The sequence below is a fragment of the Streptomyces sp. NBC_01549 genome (assembly GCF_026339955.1).
Lineage (GTDB): Bacteria > Actinomycetota > Actinomycetes > Streptomycetales > Streptomycetaceae > Streptomyces.
Window position 1 is genome coordinate 1,505,345 of sequence record NZ_JAPEPW010000002.1, and the last position, 17,108, is coordinate 1,522,452.

Sequence of the window (17,108 nt, forward strand, 5' to 3'; positions counted from 1 at the left end):
TCCGGGACGGTCCGACGACATACCGCAGCGACGTGGGTCACCCGGCGGGTGACCCACGTCGCTGCTGTTGCCGGGGAGGCGTCAGACGGTGTCGATCGGATCGGTCAGCTGGTCGTGACGGCGGTGTCGTCCACGACGAAGCTGGTCTGGAGCGAGGAGTCCTCGACGCCGCTGAACTTCAGGGCGACGGTGGTACCGGCGAACGAGGACAGGTCGAAGGTCTTCTGCGCGTAGCCGGAGGCGGCGTTGAGGTTTGAGTACGTCGCCAGGGTGGTGGATCCGGCGGTGACCGTCAGCTTGTCGTACTGCGTGCTGGTGGTGGTCTCCGCGGTGTCGATGTGCAGGTAGAAGGTGAAGCTGGCCTTGCAGCCGGACGGGATCGTCACCGACTGGGAGAGCGTGTCGGTGTGCGTCGAGCCGTAGCCGTCCAGCCAGGCCTTGTACGAACCGGCGTGCGCCGCCTCGCTGCTGGAGTTGGTGATGACACCGCTGGTCGCGGTCCAGGTGGTGTTGCCCGACTCGAAGCCCGCGTTGCCCAGCAGCTGCGTCGAGGTGCAGGTGCCGCCTCCGCCGCTGGAACTCACGGTCCAGGTGAAGGACGCGGTACCGGTCGCCCCGGTGCTGTCGGTGACGGTCACGGTGGAGCTGTAGGTGCCCGCGGTCGTCGGGGTGCCGGTGATGGCGCCCGTGGAGCTGCTGATCGACAGGCCGGTCGGCAGTCCGGTGGCGGCGTATGTCAGGGTGCCGCTGTTGGTGCTGCTGGCCGAGACCTGCAGGCTCACCGCCGTGCCGACGGTGGAGGACTGGCTGCCCGGGTTGGTGACCGTAACGCCGGTGGTCGGCACGGTGATGTGGCTGCCGACGTTGATGCCGGCGAAAGCGTTGCCGACTCCCGCGTACTGGGCGGAACTTGTGCCGTACAGGGCCGCGGCGGCGCTGAGCGCGGCGGTGCGCGCTCCGGCGTAGTTGGTGCTGGACGTCATGTACGTCGTCAGCGCCTTGTACCAGATCTGCAGGGCGGCGGCCCGGCCGATGCCGGCGACGGCCACGCCGTCGGAGGTCGGGCTGTTGTAGGTGACGCCGTTGATGGTCTTGGTGCCGCTGCCCTCGGAGAGCAGGTAGAACATGTGGTTCGCGGGGCCGGACGAGTAGTGCACGTCGAGGTTGCCGACGCCGGAGTACCAACTGTCGGCGGAGCCGCCGTCCTTGCCGGGCTCGTCCATGTAACGCAGCGGCGTACCGTCGCCGTTGATGTCGATCTTCTCGCCGATGAGGTAGTCACCGACGTCGGTGGAGTTCGCCGCGTAGAACTCCACGCCCGTGCCGAAGATGTCGGAGGTCGCCTCGTTCAGGCCGCCTGATTCACCGCTGTAGTCGAGCCCGGCGGTGTTGGAGGTGACGCCGTGGCTCATCTCGTGCCCTGCGACGTCGAGCGAGGTCAGGGCATGGGTGCTGCTGGTGCCGTCGCCATAGGTCATGCAGAAGCAGTCGTCGTCCCAGAAGGCGTTGACGTACGCCGTGCTGTAGTGGACGCGCGAGTAGGCGGCGACGCCGTCGTTCTTGATGCCGCTGCGGCCGAAGGTGTTCTTGTAGAAGTCCCAGGTCTCCTGGGCGCCGTAGGCGGCGTCCGCGCCGGCGGTCTGGGTGTTCGAGCCGGATCCGGTGCCCCACGTGTCGTCGGCGTCGGTCATCAACGTGCCCGTGCCCGACGTGCCGTTGTTGAGGCTGTACGTCTTGTGGCCGCCGCGCGTGGTGTCGTACAGCTGGTACGTCGAACCGGACAGCGTGGTGTTCAGCGTGACCGTGCCGCTGTACTGGGTGTTGCCCGTGCCGGTCTTGATGCCCTGGTAGCGGTAGAGCTCCTGGCCGCCGGTGGCGTCGGTGATGACGTGCAGCTGGCTCGGGGTGCCGTCGTCCTGGAGGCCGCCGATCACGGTCTCCCAGGCAAGTTTCGGGGTGCCGCTGCCGGCCCAGATCACCTTGCGGGCGCTGTCCGTGGTGGGCTTCTCGGTGGCCAGGGACTTGGCTGCCTTCAGCGCCTTGCTCGCGGCGGCGGACTTGGTGAAGGTCGCGGTGGTGGAGGCGACCTTGATGGTCCGCTTGTTGTTGAAGGTGCTGCTCACCGTGCCGGCGGCGAGAGAGGCCGGCGGGGTGTGGACGATCACGTCGCCGCCCAGCACCGGCAGGCCGGCGTAGGTGCGCTCGTAGCGGGTGTGGAGCGTGCCGTCCTGGTCCTTGACGACGTCCTTGACGACCAGCTTCTCCTTGGCCCCGAGGCCCAGCGTGCCGGCGGTCGCCGTGGTCTGCTGCGCCGCGCTCTTCAGCAGTGCCGAGTGCTGGGCGGGGGTGAGCTTGGCCTCCAGGCCTCCGGTGCGCAGCGGACTGGGGTGGGGGGCGGCAGGCTTGGCGGCGGCGGGGACCGTCTGTATGCCGACGGCCAGGAACGCGGCGGTGACCGCCAGCGCTCCGGCTGCGGCCGCCTGACGGGGGATTCGTCTCACTCGTACTCCTACTGCTGCGGCCGCGCGTCGACGGCCGGTGACAGACCCGGGCAGACGGGATGTGCTGACCGGGACGAGCTGAGCAGTGCGGTGCGGGGCCCCTGCGCAGACCGTGTGAGGCCTGTCCGGCAGGTGAGGAAGAAGAATGGCAGCTTGACCAAGGCATGTCATGCGGACCGGGGGCAATCGAGGGTTAACCCTCGACGACGTACACGTGGGGCGCACGTACGACGTTCACGCGGGGCGCGGGCGAAGTGGTGTCACTCGAATGGCGGCACCCGGTGGACAGGCACAGGATGAGATGAAGGGGGTGTGCACGGCCAGATGGGAGTGAGCCGTCATGAGGGAGGTCAAGACGGCCGAAAAGCCTGAAGAGCGGCGCGATTTCCCGCGCGGCCACCTCGAGGTCGTCCACCTCACCGGCCTCGACTTCACCGGAGCCATGGCGGCGGAGTACGCGAAGGCGGAACGGGGATAACCCCAAAGAGCACGGCATCGCGCCGAACCGTGCCCCAGGGGTCGGCATCCCTCCCTGGTAGTACGACCGGGTCTCACGCCTGCTCCTCAGGGAGAGGGGCGGGTGACCCGTGAGCACGACGCGCGTGAGCGCGGCGGCGTGGAAGCTGGTCGTACGAATCCGAGGAGGCCACCATGAACCGCCAGATCCGCATTCGCCCCAGCCGCCGCCCCACCACCGAGCGCGAGGTGACGATCGACCGCAGGACACCGTCAGGTCGCCTGCTGCCTTACTGATACGACGGCTGCCCCACTGATCCCGTCGGCCGGCGTATCCGTTCCGCCGCGCGCACGTTGTGGGTGATGACAATGGCCACCAGACACCACGGCGAACACCGCGCGCGGATCCGGAAGGGTTGAAAGTATGATCACCCAATGTCTGACATGACCGAGACCACGCCGGGCTGGCTGACGCCCGACGAACTCGAAAGCGCGCGCGCACGCATGCCGATCCTGTACGTCGAGGCCGTGCCGGTCCGCGTCGACGACAACGGCGAAGTCACCAGCATCGGACTGCTGCTGCGCATAGGGCCGGACGGGACGGTCAGCCGCACCGTCGTCTCGGGCCGGGTACTGCACCACGAGCGGGTCAGGGACGCCCTCCTGCGTCATCTGGAGAAGGACCTCGGCCCGGTGGCACTCCCCCGTATCCCGACCTCCCTGCAGCCCTTCACCGTCGCCGAGTACTTCCCCACGGTGGGCGTCACACCGTTCCACGACCCCCGCCAGCACGCGGTCTCCCTCGCCTACATCGTCCCGGTGACCGGTGACTGCCGCCCCCGGCAGGACGCCCTCGACCTGGTCTGGTTCACCCCCGAGGAGGCCTCGTCACCCGCGGTCCTGGACGAGATGCCGGGCGGCCACGGAGCCCTCCTCAAGCAGGCCCTGGCCCATGTGGGCCGGCTGTCCTGACCTCAGGCCTCCGCTGGAGTCGGCACGGTCCCCCGTCGGACCGGCGTCTACACCTCCAGGGCCCCGTGTCCGTCAAGGAGGCCCGCGACATAGGCGTGGGCATAGCCGACGCGGTGGCCGCGGCGCACACCGCCGGGGTGCTGCACCGGGACATCAAACCCGGCAACATCATGATCAACCGGTACGGCGGTGTCGCCCTCGCCGACTTCGGCCTGCCGGCCATGCCCCGGCCGGACCGGGAACTGTCGGTCACCCGGGAGGCATTGACCCCGGCGTACGCCCCGCCTGAGGCCTTCCACCTGGCCGAACCGACCCCGGCAGGCGATGTGTACTCGCTCGCCGCCACGGTCTACGCCCTGCTGCGGGGCCGCCCGCCGCACTTCCCGGAGGACGGCACCCAGATCAGTCTCGCGGAACTCATCGTGCGGCGCACCTGGCGCCCTACCCCGATCTGCCCGGAGTGCCGACGGCCCTCAACGAGATGCTCGGGCAGGCCCTGGTGGCGGACCCGGCGCGCCGGCTGTCCGATGCCGGGGCACTGCGTGACGCGCTCGCCGCCGTCGACGTGGACAGCGCGGACCGGGTCGGCTCAGGCCCCGTGCCCTGCCGGACCACCACCGTACCCGCGCACCGGGACACCCCACCGCCGCCCGAGCCCGGTCCGCCGGGCACGACCACCGTGCCGAGGCCGCCGGATCCGAAGAAGAAGGGGCGGCGCCCCCAACTGATCGCCGCGGTGGCCGCGATGGCGGTCTCGGTGAGCGTGTCGGTCACCGTGATCACCTCCCAGGGCCGGGGGTCGGAAACCCCCAAGTCCCCCTCGACCGCCTCCCGGCCGTCCGTCACCCCGTCCGCCGTGAACGCGGGGTTCGGCGGGGTGTCGACCACCATCCGGGACTGCCCCGCCGCCGCGGTCGACGGCGCGGACGGCCAGTGCGTCACCACCCCCGAGTGCTGGAGCGGCATCACCGACGTCTCGGGCACGATCACCGTCAGCCTCGCGGACTGCCGGGTGAAGCACGTGTGGGAGACCTTCGCCATCGCCCCGCTTCCCAAGGACGGCACGACGAACAACGCCCGGGACCTGATCAAACACCCCACCGTCCAGGCACTGTGCTCGCGCAAGGTCATGCTGAAGTCCAGGACCGCCACCGGACGGGCCGTCACAAGCCGGTGGAGCACGGACATCCTGCCGCCGACCGCCCAGCAGTGGGCCGACGGACTCCGGGTCTTCCGCTGTGTCGCCCACGCGGCCACGGAGGACGGGGAGATCACCGACAGCCACTTCGGGTAGAGGCCGCCGACGAGCCGATGCCGGGTCACGTCGAACGACGTGACCCGGCATCGGCCTCGGAGCGCTGTCGCCCCTGCCCGCTAGACGGTCACCGGCTGGAGCTTGGCGCTGAAGTGCCGCAGGATCGGGGACTGTTCCACGATCCGGTAGCCGTGCACGGAGTCCGCGTTCTTGGCGATGGTCTCCAGGGTTCTGCCGACGTGGTCGTAGTGGCTGCGGGTGTAGACGCGACGCGGCAGCGCCAGCCTCACCAGCTCGTACGGGGGACTCTTCACCGGGTTCCCGTCCTCGTCCTCCTCACCGAGGTACAGCGAGCCCAGTTCGGCCGACCGGATGCCGCCCTCCAGGTAGAGCCGGCAGGCGAGGGCGTGGCCGGGGTACTGGTGGGGCGGTATGTGGGGCAGCAGCCGGCCGGCGTTGAGGTAGATGGCGTGCAGACCGGGTGGCTCGAGGATGTCCACGCCGGCGGCGCGGACCCGCTGGGCCAGGTGGTCGGCGATCTCCGCCCGCTCCGCGAGGTAGGAAGGTTCGGTCACCTCCTGCAGACCCTGGGCGATCATGTCGAGGTCGCGTCCGGCCAGACCCCCGTAGGTGGGGAACCCCTCGGTGGCGATGAGGAGGAGTTGGCACTTCTGGGCGAGTTCCGGATCGTTCAGTCCGATGAAACCGCCGATGTGGACGATGCCGTCCTTCTTGGCGCTCATCACACAGCCGTCGGCCAGACGGAACGCCTCTTCGGCGACCTGACGCGGGGTGCGGTCCTTGTACGCCGCCTCGTGCCGGGTGACCAGCCAGGCGTTCTCGGCGAACCGGGCGGCGTCCAGGATCAGGGGGACGCCGTGCCGACGGCAGAGTTCGGAGGTCCGCCGCAGGTTCTCCATGGAGACGGGCTGACCGCCACCGCCGTTGTTGGTAATGGTCATGACCACCGCGGCGACCCGCGAGCCGGTCGTCTCGGTCAGCCCCCGCTCCAGGGCCTCGAGGTCGATGTTCCCCTTGAAGGGTTCCAGGCTGTCCAGGTCCCGCGCCTCGGCGCAGGGCAGGTCGCGCGCCACACAGCCCGCCAGCTCCACGTTGGCACGGGTGGTGTCGAAGTGCGTGTTGGACAGGACGGTGTCGCCGGGCTTGAGGAGGTTGGAGAACAGAAGTCGCTCCGCCGCGCGCCCTTGGTGAGCCGGCAGGATGTGGCTGTAGCCGGTCAGTTCCGTCACCGTGTCACGGAAACGGTAGAAGGAGCGCGAGCCCGCGTAGGACTCGTCACCGGCCATGCCCACGGCGAGCTGCGCCGCGGACAGCGCACCGGTCCCCGAGTCGCTCAGCAGATCGATGGTCACCTCTTCCGCACGCAGATCGAACAGGTTGTAGTGCACTCGTTCGACTGCCGCTTTGCGCTGCTGGGGGGTGGTGAGCGGGATAGGTTCGACGACCTTGATCCGGTACGGCTCCATCCTGATTTCTGCGCCTGCCTTTCCGTTTCCTACTGAGTGGAGGGTCTCGCGCGGCTCGGTGCCCGCCGCGCGATGGGGGAAGAACGTCTGATGGGGCGACTGGGCCCGCACCGGCGGTCGTACCTCGTACGCCTCCGAGGAGATGTACGCGGTCACGCGCGGCGGTCGGCCACGCTCGTGGACCAGCGCCAGATAGGCGATGAGTCCCACGCCGTCGTGCAGCAGTCGCGAGGTGACGGTGGCCAGCGACCGGTCGAGCGCCGCGGTGTCCATGCCGTGTCGGCGCAGCACGGCCACCGCTCGCGCGTAGGCCTCCCCGTCGTGCCGGACGTAGTCCCTGACCGGCACGTGGAGGGTGAAGCCGCTCGGCAGGCCGGTCGCGGACTCCGTGAAGGAGTGGCAGGAGAGCACGGGGCGCCCCTCCAGCCGTACGCCTTCCGCGGCACCGGGGTGCTGCGCCGAGCTGTCGAGCCCCGCCGCGACCCGCAGGAACTCCCGTACGGTCTCGGGCCGGGGGCCGGGGTCCGTGCGTGGCAGCTCACCGGCGTCGGCGGCGGCCAGGTTCCGATGGGTGACGTAGACCTTGACCCGGGGTGTCTCCCAGTCCCCGAGGTCGAGGGCGAGGAACGGATAGCCGTCGGCCCGGGGCAGTGCGGCGAACGCCTGCCGGTGGCCGAGCCTGTCCAGCGCCTCACGGACCGTCTCGGCGGCCCGATCCGCCCCGGACGCCGCCGGGTTGAGATAGACCTTGACCTTGGGGACTCCGCCGGGCCGCAGCTCCAGGGCCAGCCAGAGCGCCAGCGGGCCCTCGGGTACCGGCGGGAAGAACAGGTCCTCCAGCCGGTCGAGTTGGTCGGTGGCGAAGCCCCAGCGCTCCGCCATGTCCCGGACCACACGCAGTCCGGCGCGGCCGTTCTCCGCCAGGCCTTCGGCGCCGTACCCCGGTTCCAGCAGCACGCGCAGGGTCGGGGGCGCGTCCGGCACGAAGGCGAGGGAGTACTCCACCGGCGTGTGGTCGTCGGACAGGAAACTCGGGTAGGACGGCGGTTCGCCCAACGGACGCTCCGCCACGGGACCGAGACAGTCGGTCAGGACACGCGCGTAGATCTCACCGTCGGACGGTTCGAGACCCATGGCTTGGCACAGCCGGAGTAACTGGTCGGCCACGTAACCGCCGAGCGGTTGCGTCGCCGAGACCGGTCCACCCCCTGTGCGGGAGGTGATCATCGCCCCACCGCGCGGGTGGGCCCGGGGAGGAGGGCAAAAAGATACCCGCCCGTACGGGCGGGTATCTCGCCATCCGGCGTGGGTGGTGCGACGGGTATGACGCGGAGGTCGAAGCGCCCCCGGTAGGTCTGTCGTCGGGGACGGAGCGTGGCTGCGAAGTGCTGTGCTGAAGTGGCGTCAGTGGTCGAGGGCTCCACGACACCTCCTTAACTTGTGATCAACACGATTGCCGCGCTCTTCCCTACCCCTCCGGTTGAATATTGATGCAGTGCGAGGATGTTGGTGGCTGTTGCGTAGCTCACGCTTTCCACCAGGACAGGAACGAACTCCACAGCCCGCCACGATCGTGCCGGCCCTGCGCGCCTCCTTGGTCGCCGCGCGCCGAGGTCTCCGGACGCTGCTGCGAGTCGGGCTGCCGGGTGGCCCGTGCGGGGGTGAAGCGGGCCGGAAGCGCGGCCAGCGCCCGGTTGAAGGGGCCGGGACGCCAGGTCAGACTGTCCTCGGGCACCGCCAGTTCGACATCGGGCAGCCGGTTGAAGAGGTTCTCGATGGCCGTCACGGTGATGAGCCGGGCGGGGTCCTTGGCCGGGCAGGCATGCGGTCCCGCGCTCCACGCCAGGTGGGAGCGGTTGCTGGAGGCATGACGGGATGCCGCGAGCGCCGGGTCGGTGTTGGCGGCCGCGAAACTGACCAGGACCAGGTCGCCCGCCGCCAGCTTCTGTCCCCCGAACTCCATGTCGGCCGCCGGGTAGTGCGGCGCGTAGTTCGCCATGGGCGGGTTCTTCCACAGCGTGGTGTCGATGGCCTCGTCGATCAACCCGCCCGCCGCGTAACGGTCGTTGGTCAGCAGCAGGTGCAGGGTGTTGGAGATGAGGTTGCGCAGCGGCTCCGCGCCCGCGCCCAGGAGCAGGACGAGCTGGTGGGCCATCTCCTCGTTGGTCAGGCGCGCCTGATGCTGCATCAGCCAGGAGGTGACGTCGTCGCCGGGCCGGGACCGCTTGAGGGCCACCAGCTCGCCCACGGCCTGGCCCAGCACCTCGTTCGCCTTCTCGGCGTTCACACCGTCGAAAATGCCGGATATACCGAAGAGGACCCGGTCGCCGATCTCCGCGGGGCAGCCGAAGAGTTCGTTGAACACGAAAAGGGGCAGCAGCTTGGCGTAGTCGTTGAGCAGATCGGCCGAACCACGGGTGTGGAACTGGGCGATGAGGTAATTGGAGACCCGCTCGGCACTCTGGCTCAGCCAATGCGAGTCGACCCGCGCGAAACTGTCCGTGATCGCCTGCCGCAGCCGCATGTGGTCGGCCCCGTCACTGAACATGGCGTTGGGCCGGTACGCCAGAAGCGGAAGCACCGGACTGTCCGGACTGATCACACCTTCGTTGAAATCCCGCCAACGGCGCGAGTCCTTCCGGAAGGCACCCGCGTTCTGGAGCAACTGGAGCGCCACCGAGTAATCCGTGACCAGGGTCGCCTCGACACCGGGGGCGAGTTCCACCGGAGCGGTCGGCCCGTAGTGACGCATGTACTCGTAATAGGCTTGCGGATCGGCCGCGAACTCCGACCCGTGCAACGGCACCGGCTCACCCGTGGCATGAGCCGGGCAGCCGGGTGGTGGCACAGGGACGGTAGATTCAGTGTTCATGTTTGCTCCTAGCGGGCACGGTCCGCAAATAGTGAACGAGGGTGATCAGGGCGCTTGCTGATGAATTCTCGTCGCGAGCGTCGCAGGTGACGACCGGAGTGTCGGGGAGCAGATCCAGCGCCTCGCGCAGCGCCTCTTCGCCACGAAGCGGCGTACCGTCGAAGTGGTTCACGGCAATGGCGTAGGCGAGTCCGTACTGCTCGATCAGGTCGATGACGGCGAAGGAGTCCGCCAGCCGCTCGGGGTCGACCAGCACGAGCGCTCCGAGAGCGCCGCGCGCCATGTCCTCCCACATCTGCACGAACCGCTGCTGGCCCGGCGTACCGAACAGGTACAGCACGACGTGATCACTGATCGTGAGGCGCCCGAAGTCCATGGCCACCGTGGTGGTGGTCTTGCCGCGGACGCCCTTGAGGTCGTCGATGTCCTCGCCGGCCTGCGTCATCGTCTCCTCCGTGGTCAGCGGAGGAATCTCGGACATGGTCCCGACGAAGGTGGTCTTGCCCACCGCGAAGTGCCCGACGATCAGGATCTTCACGGCGGTCTGTGCCGCTCCGCCGCGGACGTAGGCCTTCTCATCCAAAACGGGCCCGGAGACCATCCAGCACCTCCTGAAGAATCTGCTCGTCGACCAGGCGGGCGCGCGCGACCGGTGCGCGCGTGATGAGGTATCCGCCTTCGGCGAGGGCATTGAGAAGGATCTTCACCACACCCATGGGCAGGCGCAGGTGTCCCGCGATCTCGGCGACCGAGAGGTAGCCGCCGGAGCACATCTCCAGCAGGCTCTGCTCCTCGGGGGAGAGCCGGGCCGGCCGCTGCTGGTGGTCGGCCGCCGCCGTGACCAGCGTGATCAGGGAGAACTGGTCCCCGTCGGGAAGGTCGCGGCCATTGGTGATGACGTACGGCCGCACTAACTCCGCGGCCTCGGGCTCCTGCCGCTCGGAATCGGTCACTGGCGTGCGCCGATGTTCTCGCGCGGCGGAGTCGTCAGCGCCTTGCCCAGCTGGCCGACGAGCTGCTGCATGCGGAAGGTGATCTCCCCCATCTCGACGTTGGGAGAGGCCGAGACCGCGAGGTACGCGCCGTCACCGGCGGAGATCAGGAAGACCCAGCCACCGTCGAACTCGACGAGCGTCTGCCGCCACTTCAGATCGGACCCGTCGCAGAAGAACCCGATCGAGCGGCTCAGCGACTGCACACCGCTCATCGCGGCGGCGACGGTGTCCGCGTGGTCCCTGCCGACCCCCTTCGAGGAGGCCATCAAGAGCCCGTCGGCGGAGACCAGGACCGCGTGCAGAGCCCCGGGAATCTCCAGGACGCCGTCAAGCATCCATGACAGATCGTTGTTCACGAAACCTCATGCCCTTCGCTGCTTGCGTCATGTGCGTTGCTCGTGCGGCCCGCGGGCTCCGGGTGCGCGGCTCGACCGGACTGCGTGCCGCGCTGGAAGGCACCCATGATCGAGGCGGTCTCCTCTTCGGAGCGCATCGGGGTGCCCGTGGTCATGGGGGTGCCCGTGGTCATGGGGGTGCCCGTGGTCATGGGGGCGCCCGTGGTCATGGGGGCGCCCGTGGTTTCGGAACTCGGCGGCACGATGGCCATGGCCCGCCTGCGGCGGCGCTTCGGAAGACCGTCGGCGGTCGTGGACACGGCCGCTGTGGGTTCCGGGCCGCTCGGGTTCAGCGAGGGAACAGTGCTCACAGTCTGTGCTCGCTCCTTTGGTTCCGGCATGCTGGTGAGCAGCTCGTCCGGCAGCAGCACCACCGCTCGCACACCCCCGTAGGGAGAGGTCGAGTCGACGGACACCGTGAAGCCGTAGCGCTCACAGAGCACACCGATCACGGCGAAGCCGAACTGCGGAGGATTACCGAGCCCGGAGACACCCGAGGCCCGCTCACTCGAAAGGAGTTTCGCCGCTCGGGCTTTTTCCTCCTCGTTCATGCCGACACCGGCATCGTCGACGACGATGCAGATGCCCTTGGGCACGGCACGGACATTGATCTCGACACTGGTTTCCGGTGCCGAGTAACTGGTGGCGTTGTCGAGCAGTTCGGCAAGGGCAAGAGCCACCGGTTCGACGGCCCGGTTGGTGACCGCGAAATCGACCTGCGAAAGAATCTCGACGCGCTGGAAGTGCCGGATCCTGCCCTGCGCGCTGCGGACCACGTCGTAGACCGACGCGACGTCACGCTGCCGTCCGAGCCAGCCTTCGCAGAGCACCGCGATGGACTGGGCGCGCCGCCCGAACTGCGAGTTCATGTGGTCGATCTCCAGGAGATCCTGGAGAATCACCGACTCGCCATACTTGCTCTGCAGTTTGGAAATGGCCAGCTGCTGTTCGGCGGCGAGACCCTGAAGCGTCCGCATCGCCGATTTGAGCGCGGTTCTCGTTGCTTCTTCGGCTTGCTCCTGAGCTTTCTTCACCGAGGCCGAATATTGATTCTCAAGCTCAGCATAGTGATCTCTGAGCCCTTGATTTTCCTGCCTTAAACTCCGCGCAGACCGCTTCCCACGAATAATGGCGGTAGCTGCAAGCGGAGTACCAGCGATAAGAGCCCAGAGAGCCGGGTCCTGCATGTATTGCGTCATAAGACTCTCTTCAAGCGAATGACAGCCAGCTACTGAATTCCGTCAGCGCGGCGGGCCGACAGCCCACTGCGCAAGGTTTACCGTCCGGGCCGCGCAGTTGGCCAGAAGAGTGGTTTTGTGCCCGTAGCCCGCTCGGCAAGTGCGGCGATCGTATCATCGCCCCAAGTCATGACGGACCGTCAATATGGGGAGTACTTGCGAACATTGACGGGTGGTCAGTTCAACTGTGGACAGTTCCCCTGAGGGGATATCCGATAAGGGGGCTCTGCGGCTTTCGTCAATCAGTGCCCGGAGTGGTCATCGGGCAGCGGGTCCGAGCCCGGTGGGCGCGGGGGAACCCGCGCCCACCGGGCTCGCGTTCAGCGCAGGTCGGCCGGCTCCTGGCTGTCGTCGAGGAAACCGCCGGACTGGTGTTGCCACAGCTTCGCGTAGGCGCCCTCCGCCGCGAGCAGTTCCTGATGCGTGCCCTGCTCGAGGATCCGTCCGCGGTCGAGGACGACGAGCCGGTCCATGGTGGCGACCGTGCTCAGTCGGTGCGCCACGACGAGCGCCGTCCGCCCCTCCATGAGTCGCCACAGCGCCTCCTGGACGAGGATCTCGCTCTCGGAGTCCAGCGCGCTGGTCGCCTCGTCGAGCAGCAGGATCGGTGCGTCGCGCAGGATCGCCCTGGCGAGTGCGACCCGCTGGCGCTGGCCACCGGACAGTTTGACCCCGCGCTCACCCACCATGGTGTCGAAGCCGTCCGGCAGCGCGTCGGCGAACTCCGTGACATGCGCCGCCTCGGCCGCGCGGCGGATCTCCGCCTCGGTGGCCTCCGGCCGGGCGAAGGCGATGTTGTCCCGCAGTGTGCGGTGGAACATCGCCGGGTCCTGCGGTACGTAGGCCATCTGGCTGCGCAGGTCGGCCTGGCGCAGTCTGCTGATGTCCTGCCCTCCGATCAGGATGCGGCCCGAGTCGATGTCCGTCATCCGCAGCAGCAGCCGGGCGAGCGTGGTCTTGCCCCCGCCGGACCGGCCGACGAGACCGATCTTCGCCCCGCTGGGCACCGCCAGGTCGAGTCCCTCGAAGAGCGGCTGCGCGCCCGCGTGGGCGAACGTCACCTGCTCGAAACGGACGTCGGCGGCCCGGGACAGCAGCGACTCCGGCACCTTCGGGTCGAGCACGGTCGGCGGCTTCAGCAGCAGTTCGGTGAACTGCGCGGCCTCCGTCATCGAGCTCTCCAGACGACGGTAGATCTGGTTGAACTCGAACATGATCCGCGTCGCGTTGCTGTAGTACGTGAAGGCGACCACGACCGCCTCGACGCCGTGACTGCCGCCGCCGAGCGCGACCGCGAGCAGCAGGCCCAGCGCGTTGGTCAGCACGGACATCGGCGCGACCAGGGTGTCGATGCGCAGGTTGCCGTAGTCCCACGACCTCAGCATGAGCCGCCTCGAGACCGCGACACGGGACCGGTGCTCGGCGGCCTCGCGCTCCTCGGCGGCGAACGCCCGGACCGTGTCCATGTTCATCAGGCTGTCGGCGACATGGCCCGACACCCGGGCGATCGCCTCCTCGCGCTGATCGACGAGCGCCTGGCGGCGGCGGATGAGGGGCAGCACGCACAGCGCCGTCAGCGCGATCATCGCCAGAAGTCCGACGACGAGCAGCGGTTCGTAGCGCCACAGCACCACCGCCCCGAACACCAGCGGCACGAAGCTGCCCATGACCTGGAACGTCATCGTGTCGACGAACTCCTCGAAGCGAGAGGCGAAGCTCAGCACCCGCTTGGTCAGTGACCCGGCGAAGTTGTCGTGGAAGAACGCGGCGTCCTTGGCGAACAGTTCATCCATGCCGATGACGTACAACTGCTCGATGCCGAGGGCGTCGAGGCGGTTCAGGCAGTGCAGGCCGAGGCGCCACAGTATCTCCGCGAGCAGCAGGACACCGGCGAAGCCGAGGACGTACGGCAGCGTCGAGCCGATGGAGATACCGGCGTCGCCGGCGATCCGGCCGACGAGCTTCGCGATGATCAGCGGCGCGATGTAGTTGATGCCGATGTTGCCGAGCGCCGGCAGCAGCATCGCGGGGGCCGTCAGCCGTCGAAGCCGGGCCAACTCCCGTCCGTAATAACGAAGGGCGAGGAGTACCGAGCCTTTGCCCGGTGTGCCCTCGCGCGATTCAGGCGTTCCCATCCCAACCCTGTGTTGTCGTGCGGCAGCCTGCCGCGTGCTTCTCCGGGGAGATTCCGTTGCCTCGGTGGCCGTGTGGAGCTTCGGTTTCGGGTGAGTGCGCTCGCTCGGGTCGTCCTCCGGCAGCCGGGGTACGACGACGGGCCCCGCGCGGCCCGCGGCGACACCCATGTGCGAGTACGGCGGGCCAGGAATCGCAGTGTCCCGCGACGCCGCCCGCGCAGTCCAAGCGTTTTTCTCGGCCAACGGTGCGCGTCGCACGCCTGGGCGACATGGCCGAACAGGCGTGCCCTCGATGCGCCCGAGTCTCTGTTTCCGCGCGCTCGCGCGGCGCACCATGTCGTGTTCAGCACGCTGTTCCCAGGACACGAAAAAGGCCGTCTCCTCGTCACCGAGAAGACGGCCTCCGACCTGCTGTGAAGCTGGTCGGGACGACAGGATTTGAACCTGCGACCCCTTGACCCCCAGTCAAGTGCGCTACCAAGCTGCGCCACGTCCCGTTGCCCGCCTGACCTGGGGTTTCCCCTGGCCGAACGTGCACGGAAACAATACCGCACTCGAGCCGATGGTCGCGCATCGGTTTATCCGGGGTCGACGGGAACCGGGGGCCGCAAGGGAAGGCTCGGAGCCGATGCTTGACCTGAAGCTTGCTTGAGGTTGCACGATCGTCGGCATGACGATCATCGAGGCGGAACGACACCACCGGTACCAGGACCTGCCCCACCTGATGGGGCTGATGACCGGCGACGAGAAGCACGGCCCCGCGGCGACGTCCACGCTGGACGCGCTGTGGGTGCTCTACGACCGGGTGCTAGGGGTCGGGCCCGAGCGGGTGGACGATCCGGAGCGCGACCGGTTCCTGCTCTCCAAGGGGCACGGGCCGATGGCCTACTACGCGGTGCTGGCGGCCAAGGGCTTCGTGCCCTTGGAGTGGCTGCCGGACTTCGGCGCGTACGACTCACCGCTCGGGCACCACCCGGACCGGGTCCTGGTACCCGGCGCCGAGATCGGCAGCGGCTCACTGGGGCACGGGCTGCCGATCGCGGTCGGCACCGCGCTGGGCCTGCGCGCACAGGGGCTGGACGAGCCGCGCGTGTGGGTGCTGATCGGCGACGCGGAGCTGGACGAGGGCAGCAACCACGAGGCGATCGCGTACGCCGGGCCGGCCCGTCTCGACCGGCTGCACACCGTAGTGATCGACAACTCCTCCGCCAGTCATGCCAGGCCCGGCGGTATCGCCGCCCGGTTCGAGGCCGCGGGCTGGTCCGCCCTGACCGTCGACGGCCGTGACCACGAGGCGCTGTACGCCGCCTTCACCGCACCCCACCCGGGTCGCCCGCACGTGGTCGTCGCCCGGGTCGAGCCGAAGTCCGCCTGAGGCACCCGAGGCACAGGAGGCACAGGAGGCACCTGCGCCACTCGACACTTCCCCCTCTCTCGCTCTCGTCCCGTACGCCCCCTGAAAGGACCCCCTTCCATGGACACGATGCGTGATCGTTTCGCCCCTGTCGTGACGCGGTTGCTCGACGAGGACCCGCGGGTCGCGGTCGTTCTCGCCGAGATCGGCAAGGACGGCTTCACGGACGCCCGGCGCAGGCATCCGGATCGGGTGATCAACGTCGGGATCCGCGAGCAGCTCCTGGTCGGGGCGGGCGCGGGCCTGGCCCTGACCGGCCTGCGGCCCGTCGTGCACACCTTCGCCAGCTTCCTCGTCGAGCGGCCGTTCGAGCAGGTCAAGCTGGACCTCGGGCATCAGGACGTGGGCGCGGTGCTGGTGAGCGCGGCCGCGTCCTTCGACTGGCCCGCCGGAGGCTTCACCCACATGGCACCCGGTGACGTGGCCCTGCTCGACACGCTGGACGGCTGGACCGTGCACGTTCCCGGCCATCCGGACGAGGCCGAGAAGCTGCTGCGGCACGCGGTCGCCGCCGGGGAGGACAAGGTGTACGTGCGGTTGTCCGCGCAGTCCAACGCACAGGGCCTGCCGGTCGACGGTGCCCGCTTCCGTACCGTGCGCGAAGGGCGCGCAGGGGTCGTCGTCGCCGTCGGACCGATGCTCGACGCCGTCGTCGCCGCCACGGAGGGGCTCGACGTCACCGTCCTGTACGCGACCACCGTGCGGCCCTTCGACGGGGCGGCCCTGCGCCGTGCCACAGCGGCGGCAGGCACCGACGTCGTCCTCGTCGAGCCGTATCTGGCCGGTACGTCCACGGCCGCCGCGGGCGACGCGCTCGCCGAGGTGTCCCACCGTGTCCTCGGCCTCGGCGTCGGCCGGCGTGAGCTGCGCCGGTACGGAACCATCGACGAACACCTGGCGGCGCACGGCCTCGACGCGGCGTCTCTGCGGGAGCGGATCGGCGGCTTCCTGAGCACTTCGGGCCGGCCGCGCCCCTGAATCCGCCCCCGCGCTCCCTCGCGCGGATACGCGTGTCAGCCGGCCGTCGGAAGTCCCAGCTCCGGGTAGGCGTCCAGCAGCCGGGACGGAGCCGCCTGGCGCCAGGAGTCGGCCAGGATGTCGCGGAGCTCGTCGCCGTCCTCCAGAGCGGCGAGCCGGACCCGGACCCAGGCGAAACCCGCCTCGTGGTCGGCGATCCAGAACTTCCCGGGCTCGGCCAGGACGAGTTCGTCGCGCTCCTCCTTGGGGCAGCGCACCGCGATGGAGGTCTCCTCTTCGGGCAACGTGGCGAACATCTTCCCCGCGACCCGGAAGGTGGGCATGCTCCAGGCGATCTTCTCCGTGGTGTCCGGCAGGGAGAGGGCGATACGACGTACGTCTTCGGCATCCGGCATGAGACGCACCGTAGC

The 17,108-nt window shown here is 68.9% G+C and carries 13 protein-coding genes, 1 tRNA gene and 2 pseudogenes; 6 read left to right on the forward strand and 10 right to left on the reverse strand.

The window, feature by feature from the left end:
• Window positions 1-104 precede the first annotated feature (104 nt).
• Window positions 105-2,501 carry a M4 family metallopeptidase gene (locus OG819_RS41700; protein ID WP_266654375.1) on the reverse strand — a complete coding sequence of 799 codons (2,397 nt, stop codon included), beginning with the start codon at window positions 2,499-2,501 and terminating at the stop codon, window positions 105-107.
• 340 nt (window positions 2,502-2,841) lie between these two features.
• Between OG819_RS41700 and OG819_RS41705 the strand changes: the two are divergent.
• The 4 genes and pseudogenes from OG819_RS41705 to OG819_RS41720 all read left to right on the forward strand — a co-directional run.
• Window positions 2,842-2,934: pseudogene (locus tag OG819_RS41705) on the forward strand (cupin); the annotation flags it as partial.
• A gap of 467 nt (window positions 2,935-3,401) precedes the next feature.
• Entirely contained in the window at window positions 3,402-3,929 is a 528-nt protein-coding gene (locus OG819_RS41710; protein WP_179436803.1) for an NUDIX hydrolase family protein, read from the forward strand.
• A 101-nt stretch (window positions 3,930-4,030) separates the two neighbouring features.
• Window positions 4,031-4,273: pseudogene (locus tag OG819_RS41715) on the forward strand (protein kinase); the annotation flags it as partial.
• Window positions 4,274-4,389: 116 nt separating this feature from the next.
• The gene (locus tag OG819_RS41720) at window positions 4,390-5,223 is read left to right on the forward strand and encodes a hypothetical protein (protein WP_266655633.1); all 834 of its coding nucleotides are present in this window, start codon (window positions 4,390-4,392) and stop codon (window positions 5,221-5,223) included.
• An 80-nt stretch (window positions 5,224-5,303) separates the two neighbouring features.
• Here OG819_RS41720 and OG819_RS41725 read toward each other — a convergent pair whose 3' ends face one another.
• From OG819_RS41725 to OG819_RS41760, 8 genes are all read right to left on the reverse strand, one after another.
• Window positions 5,304-7,898, reverse strand: a complete 2,595-nt coding sequence (locus OG819_RS41725; RefSeq protein WP_266654377.1) for a tryptophanase — start codon at window positions 7,896-7,898, stop codon at window positions 5,304-5,306.
• A 298-nt stretch (window positions 7,899-8,196) separates the two neighbouring features.
• Entirely contained in the window at window positions 8,197-9,543 is a 1,347-nt protein-coding gene (locus OG819_RS41730) for a cytochrome P450 (protein ID WP_266632102.1), read from the reverse strand.
• Window positions 9,533-10,144, reverse strand: a complete 612-nt coding sequence (locus OG819_RS41735) for an ATP/GTP-binding protein (protein WP_266654379.1) — start codon at window positions 10,142-10,144, stop codon at window positions 9,533-9,535. The genes OG819_RS41730 and OG819_RS41735 overlap by 11 nt, the downstream gene beginning before the upstream one ends.
• Complete coding sequence (locus OG819_RS41740; RefSeq protein ID WP_054232691.1) at window positions 10,119-10,496, reverse strand: DUF742 domain-containing protein; 378 nt, start codon at window positions 10,494-10,496, stop codon at window positions 10,119-10,121. Before OG819_RS41740 ends, OG819_RS41735 begins: the two co-directional genes overlap by 26 nt.
• Window positions 10,493-10,894 (reverse strand): roadblock/LC7 domain-containing protein, encoded by a 402-nt coding sequence (locus OG819_RS41745; protein ID WP_101402195.1) that lies wholly within the window; start codon window positions 10,892-10,894, stop codon window positions 10,493-10,495. The genes OG819_RS41740 and OG819_RS41745 overlap by 4 nt, the downstream gene beginning before the upstream one ends.
• Entirely contained in the window at window positions 10,891-12,132 is a 1,242-nt protein-coding gene (locus tag OG819_RS41750; RefSeq protein ID WP_266654381.1) for an ATP-binding protein, read from the reverse strand. Before OG819_RS41750 ends, OG819_RS41745 begins: the two co-directional genes overlap by 4 nt.
• 359 nt (window positions 12,133-12,491) lie before the next feature.
• A complete protein-coding gene (locus OG819_RS41755; protein WP_266654383.1) occupies window positions 12,492-14,306 on the reverse strand; it encodes an ABC transporter ATP-binding protein in 1,815 nt (604 codons plus the stop codon).
• A 420-nt stretch (window positions 14,307-14,726) separates the two neighbouring features.
• Window positions 14,727-14,803 (reverse strand) — tRNA-Pro (locus OG819_RS41760).
• A 173-nt stretch (window positions 14,804-14,976) separates the two neighbouring features.
• On the opposite strand from OG819_RS41760, the gene OG819_RS41765 reads away from it, so the two are divergent.
• The gene (locus tag OG819_RS41765) at window positions 14,977-15,681 is read left to right on the forward strand and encodes a transketolase (protein WP_266654385.1); all 705 of its coding nucleotides are present in this window, start codon (window positions 14,977-14,979) and stop codon (window positions 15,679-15,681) included.
• Window positions 15,682-15,780: 99 nt separating this feature from the next.
• Entirely contained in the window at window positions 15,781-16,698 is a 918-nt protein-coding gene (locus OG819_RS41770; protein ID WP_266654387.1) for a transketolase, read from the forward strand.
• Window positions 16,699-16,733: 35 nt separating this feature from the next.
• Here the strand turns inward: OG819_RS41770 and OG819_RS41775 are convergent, their stop codons facing one another.
• Window positions 16,734-17,093: an MmcQ/YjbR family DNA-binding protein gene (locus tag OG819_RS41775; protein ID WP_266632092.1), complete on the reverse strand. Its 360-nt coding sequence runs from the start codon at window positions 17,091-17,093 to the stop codon at window positions 16,734-16,736.
• Window positions 17,094-17,108 lie beyond the last annotated feature (15 nt).